At 77.7% G+C, this 6,545-nt stretch carries 4 protein-coding genes; 2 read left to right on the top strand and 2 right to left on the bottom strand.

All coding sequences use genetic code 11. The features are described from left to right. Positions 1–16 precede the first annotated feature (16 nt). Positions 17–1,972, bottom strand: a complete 1,956-nt coding sequence (pheT, locus tag ACI8AA_RS21390; RefSeq protein ID WP_457046383.1) for a phenylalanine--tRNA ligase subunit beta — start codon at positions 1,970–1,972, stop codon at positions 17–19. Continuing rightward, positions 1,973–3,040, bottom strand: coding sequence for a phenylalanine--tRNA ligase subunit alpha (gene pheS / locus ACI8AA_RS21385; protein ID WP_457046382.1), 1,068 nt, complete (start codon positions 3,038–3,040; stop codon positions 1,973–1,975). Positions 3,041–3,279: 239 nt separating this feature from the next. Here pheS and ACI8AA_RS21380 point away from each other — a divergent pair, with 239 nt between their 5' ends. Together ACI8AA_RS21380 and ACI8AA_RS21375 are read left to right on the top strand one after the other, a co-directional pair. Continuing rightward, positions 3,280–4,122 (top strand): EamA family transporter, encoded by an 843-nt coding sequence (locus tag ACI8AA_RS21380; RefSeq protein WP_457046381.1) that lies wholly within the window; start codon positions 3,280–3,282, stop codon positions 4,120–4,122. Positions 4,123–4,188: 66 nt separating this feature from the next. Continuing rightward, the gene (locus tag ACI8AA_RS21375; protein WP_457046380.1) at positions 4,189–6,537 is read left to right on the top strand and encodes a diguanylate cyclase domain-containing protein; all 2,349 of its coding nucleotides are present in this window, start codon (positions 4,189–4,191) and stop codon (positions 6,535–6,537) included. Positions 6,538–6,545 lie beyond the last annotated feature (8 nt).

The raw sequence follows: 6,545 nt of genomic DNA, 5'->3' as shown, positions 1-6,545 counted from the left end.
GCGGAGACTGGTGCTGCTAGGTGACGAGTTGGGGCCCCTCCCCGCCCGCCCCCCCCCCCCCCCCCCCCCCCCCCCCCCCCCCCCCCCCCCCCCCCCCCCCCCCCCCCCCCCCCACGGCGACGTGCCAGGGCTGGTCGGGCACCGCGCCGAGCAGGGCGGCGAGGGTGTCGTCGTCGGGCCGGCGGTCGACGCCGGGCAGCGGCGCGGGGGTGCGCCGGTCGCCGGGGAAGACCGCGCCGTGCTCGAACAGGGCGACGTCGCGCCGGCCGCGGGAGAGGTTGCGCGCCAGGGTGGCGAGCAGGCCGGGCAGCAGCGTGGTGCGCAGCGCCGGCTCCTCCTCCGACAGCGGGTTGCGCACGAGGACGACCCGGCGGCGCGGGTCGTCCTCGGCGAGGCCGAGCGCGTCCAGCGCCGGGGTGCCGACGAACGGGTAGGACGGCGCCTCGACGTAGCCGGCCTCGGCCAGCGTCCGGCCGATCGTCCGGCGGCGGCGCTGGGTCTCGGTGAGCCCGCGGCCGGGCGGGGCGGTGGGCAGCACCGAGGGGACGTCGTCGTAGCCGGCCAGCCGGACGACCTCCTCGACCAGGTCGGCCGGGTCGGTGAGGTCCGGGCGCCACGACGGCGGGGTGACGGTCAGCGAGGAGCCCTCGGCCTCCACCGCGCAGCCGACCGCGCCGAGCAGCTCGACCACCTGGGCCGGCGAGTAGGGCACGCCGGAGACCCGGCCGGGCCGGGCGGCGTCCAGCGCGATCGACGGGCGGGGGGCGCGGGTGTCGACGTCGACCGGCGCGCCGACGACGCGGGCGCCGCCGTACTCGGCCAGCAGCTGCGCGGCGCGGGCCAGCGCGGCGACGGTCATCTCCGGGTCGACACCGCGCTCGAAGCGGCGGGCGGCCTCGCTCGGCAGCCGGTGCCGGCGGGCGGTGCGCGCGACGCCGGTGGGCTCCCAGTGCGCGGCCTCGAGCAGCACGTTCGTGGTGCCGTCGCCGATCTCGGTCGAGGCGCCGCCCATCACCGCGGCCAGCCCGATCGGGCCGGTGTCGTCGGTGATGAGCAGGTCGTCGCCGGACAGCTGCCGGTCGGTGCCGTCGAGGGTGGTCAGCCGCTCGCCCTCGCGGGCCCGCCGGACGACGATCGGGCCGGTCACCGCGTCCCGGTCGAAGGCGTGCATCGGCTGGCCGAGCTCGAGCATCACGTAGTTGGTGACGTCGACGGCCAGCGAGATGGAGCGGATGCCCGACTGCGCGAGCCGGCGGCGCATCCACCACGGACTGGGCGCGGTCGGGTCCAGGCCCTCCAGCGCGACCATCGAGAACCGGTCGCAGCGGTCGGCGTCGGCGACGGTCACCTCCCACGCCGGCTCGCCGGACCAGGCGGGGACCTCCGCCGCGCCCGGGTCGCGCCACGCGACGCCCAGGCCGGTGCCCATCTCGCGGGCGACGCCGCGCATCGCCAGGCAGTAGCCGCGGTCGGGGGTGACGGCGAGCTCGATGACGACGTCGTCGAGGCCCACGACGGGCCGGGCGTCGGCGCCGGGCTCGAAGCCCTCGCCCAGCACGAGGATCCCGGCGTGGTCCTCGCCGATGCCGAGCTCGCGGACCGAGCAGATCATCCCGTCGGAGACGTGGTCGTAGGTCTTCCGCGCGGCGATCTCGAACCCGCCGGGCAGCACGGCGCCGGGCAGCGCGACGACGACGCTGTCCCCCACCGCGAAGTTGCTCGCGCCGCAGACGATGCCCCGCGGGGTGCCCTCGCCGACGTCGACCTGGCACCACCGGATCGGCTTCTTGAAGCCGGTGAGCTCCTCGATCTCCAGCACCCGGCCGACCACGAGGGGGCCGGTGACCTCGGCCGGGGTGTGGACCTCCTCGACCTCCAGGCCCAGCCGGACGAAGGCGGCGTCGAGGTCCTCGACGGGGGTCCCGGCGGGGACGTCGACGTACTCGGCCAGCCAGCCGACGGGGACCCGCATCTAGAGCTCCACTCCGAACGCACTCGTGAACCGGACGTCGCCCTCGACGATGTCGCGCATGTCGCCGACGCCCGAGCGGAACTGCAGCGCCCGTTCGATGCCCATGCCGAAGGCGAAGCCGCTGTACTCCTCGGGGTCGACGCCGCAGGCGACGAGCACCCGCGGGTTCACCATCCCGCAGCCGCCCCACTCGACCCAGCGCGGGCCGTCGCGGTGCTCGGGGAACCAGACGTCGAACTCCGCCGAGGGCTCGGTGAACGGGAAGTACGAGGGCCGCCAGCGGGTGACCGCCTCGGGGCCGAACAGCGAGCGCGCCAGGTGGTCGAGGGTGCCGCGCAGGTGCGCCATGGTCAGCCCGCGGTCGACGGCCAGGCCCTCGACCTGGTGGAAGACCGGGGTGTGCGTCGCGTCGAGCTCGTCGGTGCGGTAGACCCGCCCGGGCGCGACGACGTACACCGGCGGCGTCCGCGACAGCAGCGTGCGGGCCTGCACCGGACTGGTGTGCGTGCGCAGCACCAGGCCCGAGTCCCCGGGGGCGACGAACAGGGTGTCCATCATCGTGCGGGCCGGGTGGTCGCGGCCGATGTTGAGCGCGTCGAAGTTGAGCCACTCGGCCTCGAGCTCGGGGCCCTCGGCCACCTCGTAGCCCATGCCGACGAACACGTCGGCGATCCGCTCCTGCAGCGTGGTCAGCGGGTGGCGGGCGCCGCGCGGGGTGCGGTCCCAGGGCAGGGTGACGTCGACCCGCTCCTCGGCCAGCGCCCGGGCGTCGCGCTCGGCCTCGAGCTCGGCCTTGCGCGCCTCGAACGCCTCGGTGACGGCGACCCGCGCCGCGTTCACCCGCTTGCCGGCGTCGGCGCGGGCGGCCGGCGGCAGCGCGCCGAGCTCGCGGCGGGCCAGCGGCACGGGCGCGCGGTCACCGAGGTGGGCCGGGCGCACGGCGGCCAGCGCCTCGAGGTCGCCCGCTGCCGCGAAGGCCTCGCGGGCCGCGGCGACGGCGGCGTCGAGGGCCTCGGCGGACAGGGCCGCGACCTGCTTGGGGTCGTAGGGGTCGTTGGCGCCGGACACGGGAGGCCATTCTGCCCGGCGGCCCGGGGACGCCGCTGCCGGGTTTGCCACGCCCGCCCGCCGGCCGCCCGACGAGCGCCCGGGCGCCCGCCGCCACCCCGCCCCGGGATCGGCGGTCTCGTGGCCATCGGGCGCTCATGGCCACGAGATCGCCGGTCCCGGTGCCGGCGGGAGGACGGGAGCCGGCGGCTGTCAGGATCGGCGGGACGGCGGACGACGGGACACGGGAGGCGCACCGGATGGCGATGGTGCTGGCGCTGGCCTCGGCCGTCGTCTACGGGATGGCCGACTTCTGCGGGGGGATCGCCAGCCGCCGGGCCGCCGCGGCCGCCGTCGTCGCGCTGTCGCAGGCCGCCGGGCTGGTCGCCGTCGTGCTGCTGCTGCCCTGGCTCGGCGGCAGCCCCACGCCGGCCGACCTGGGCTGGGGCGCGGCCGCGGGCGTCGCCGGCGGGGCCGGGCTGCTGCTGTTCTACCGCGCGCTGGCCACCGGGGTGATGAGCGTGGTGGCTCCGGTGACGGCGGTGGCGGCCGCGGCGCTGCCGGTGGTCGGCGGCCTGCTGCTCGGCGAGCGGATCGGCGTCCTGGCCGCGCTGGGGATCCTGCTCGCGCTGGTCGCGGTGGTGCTCGTGGCGGCCGAGGGCGGGCTGTCCTCGCTGCGCACCGCACGGCCGGCGAGCGTCGGGCCGGCGCTGACCGCCGGCGCCGGGTTCGGGCTGTTCTTCGTGCTGCTGGACCGCACCGGCGAGGACTCGGGACTGAGCCCGCTGCTGGCCGCCCGCGTGGTGTCGGTGCTGCTGATCGGCGGCCTCGCGCTGGCGTCGGGCCGGTCGCTGCTCGTGTCCCGCCGGGTGCTGCCGGTCGTGGTGCTCGCCGGCGTCGCCGACATGACGGCCAACGCGCTGTTCCTGGTCGCCACCCAGGTCGGCGAGCAGCTGGCGATCACCGGGGTGCTGGCCTCGCTGTACCCGGCGAGCACGGTCGTGCTGGCGCAGGTGGTGCTGCGCGAGCGGCTGGCCGGGGCGCAGCGGGCGGGGCTCGCCGTCGCGGCGGCCGCCGTCGTCCTCATCGCGCTGCCCGCCTGACCCTCCCGGGGGACCCGGGCGGACCGCCGGGTGTCGGATCGGGGGTCCGGTGCCGACAACCGGGGCGTGAACCGCCCCCAGGAGGCACCGGCGCAGCCCGGATCCGACCCCGTCCTCGCCGGCGCGCTGCGCGGCGTGCGCAGCGTCTTCCAGCCCATCGTCGAGATCGACACCGGGCGGGTGGTGGCCTACGAGGCGCTCGCGCGCGGCCCGGTCGGCCCGCTGGAGCGGCCGGACGCGCTGTTCGCCGCGGCCCGCGGCGCCGGCCGGCTCGCGGAGCTGGACGAGGCCTGCCGGGCCGCCGCGTTCCGGGGCGCCGTCGACGGCGGGCTGGTCGCGCCGCTGACCGTCTTCGTCAACGTCGAGCCCGAGGTGCTCGACACCGCGCCGCTGGCCGACCTCGTCGCCATCGCCGAGGGCGCGCCCGGCGACCTGCGGGTGGTCATGGAGATCACCGAGCGGGCGATCGCGGCCCGTCCGGCCGAGCTGCTGCGCACCGTCGAGCGGGTGCGGGAGCTGGGCTGGGCGATCGCCGTCGACGACGTCGGCGCCGAGTCGATGTCGCTGGCCTTCCTGCCGCTGCTGTGCCCCGACGTCGTCAAGCTCGACCTGCGCCTGGTGCAGGAGCGCCCGGGCCCGGCGATCGCCGAGATCATGAACGCGGTCAACGCCTACGCCGAGCGCAGCGGCGCCGTGGTGCTCGCCGAGGGCATCGAGACCGCCGGGCACCTGGCCTACGCCCGCGGGCTGGGCGCCACCCTCGGCCAGGGCTGGTACTTCGGCCGCCCCGGCCCGGGCGCCGCCCCGGGGCTACCGGTCGGCGAGCTGGTGCTGCCCGGCGCCGGCCGGCCCACCGGTGCGGTCGGCGCGGTCTCCCCCTTCGCCTGCCTGCCCGACGACGTGTCGCTGCGCCGCGCGCCCAAGGCCCTGCTCATCGAGCTGTCCAAGCAGCTGGAGCGGGAGGCCATGCGCCTGGGCGAGACCTGCGTGGTGGCCGCGACCTTCCAGGAGGCCCGCCACTTCACCGTCTCCACCACCCAGCGCTACCGCGACCTGGTCGCGCGCACCGGCTTCGTCTGCGCCCTGGGCGAGGACCTGCCGGTGGAGCCGCTGCCCGGTCTGCGCGGCGCGCACCTCGCCGGGGACGACCCGGTGCGCGGCGAGTGGGACGTCGCCGTCCTGTCCCCGCACTTCAGCGCCGCGCTGCTGGCCCGCGACCTCGGCGACGACGGCCCGGACCTGGAGCGCACCTTCGAGTACGCGCTCACCTACGAGCGCAGCACGGTGTCCCGCGCGGCGTCGTCGCTGCTGTCCCGGGTGGCCCCGCGCGCCGGGGACGCCCTCCCCGCGGCGGCCGCGGCCCCCCGTCCCGCGGCCGCGGCGAGCCCGGCGGCCGCCGGCCTGGCCGTGGGCACCACGCAGGCGGAGGTGCTGCTGCGGCGGGCCCTGGAGGCCACGCCGAGCGGGGTGACCGTGGTCGACGTGCGGCTGCCCGACCAGCCGATCGTCTACGCCAACGAGGCCTTCCGGCAGCTGGCCGGCCTGTCCTCGGACGAGATCCTCGGCCGCAACTGCCGGCTGCTGCAGCACCCCGACACCGACCCGGGCGCGGTCTCCCGCGTCCGGGCCGCGGTCGGGGCCGGCCGGCCGTGCCGGGAGACGCTGCTCAACGTCCGCGGCCCCGAGCGGACGCCGTGGTGGAACGAGCTGCACCTCGCGCCGGTGCACGACGCCGACGGCACCGTCGTCCAGTACATCGGCGTGCAGGTGGACGTCACCGCGCGCGTGGAGGCCGAGCGGGCGCTGGTCCGCGAGCGCGACCGCACGTCGGCGGCGCTGGCCCGCATCCAGGAGCTGGCCTGCACCGACCCGCTGACCGGGCTGCCCAACCGGCGCCGCCTGGAGGAGCAGGTGGAGGCCGCGATCTGGGAGGCCCGCGCCCGCGGCGACGCGCTCGGCCTGCTGTTCGTCGACCTCGACGGGTTCAAGGCGGTCAACGACCGGCTCGGCCACGCCGCCGGCGACGAGCTGCTGCAGGTGGTCGCCCGCCGGCTGCGCGACCGGGTCCGCCGCCGCGACCTGCTGGCCCGCCTCGGCGGCGACGAGTTCCTCGTCGCGCTGCCGGACCTGCGGCCGGAGACGGCGCTGGAGGAGGCGCGGCGGGTCGCCGACGAGCTCACCGCCTCGATCCGCCGGCCGGTGCCGCTGCACGGCACCGAGGTGCACGTCGACGCGAGCATCGGGGTCAGCGTCTGCCCCACCGACGGCGTCGTGTTCGCCGACCTGCTGCACCGCGCCGACCTGCGCATGTACGACCGCAAGGCGGTCACCCGCGACGCCGCCGCCCGGGCCGCCACCGCGCGGGCCGCCGCGGGCGCCGCGCCGGTGCCGCGGCGGGAGCCGGTCCTGCCGTAGGGCTGCGC

Source organism: Geodermatophilus sp. SYSU D01180 (genome assembly GCF_054050415.1).
This window is presented reverse-complemented; position numbering and strand designations above follow the sequence as displayed.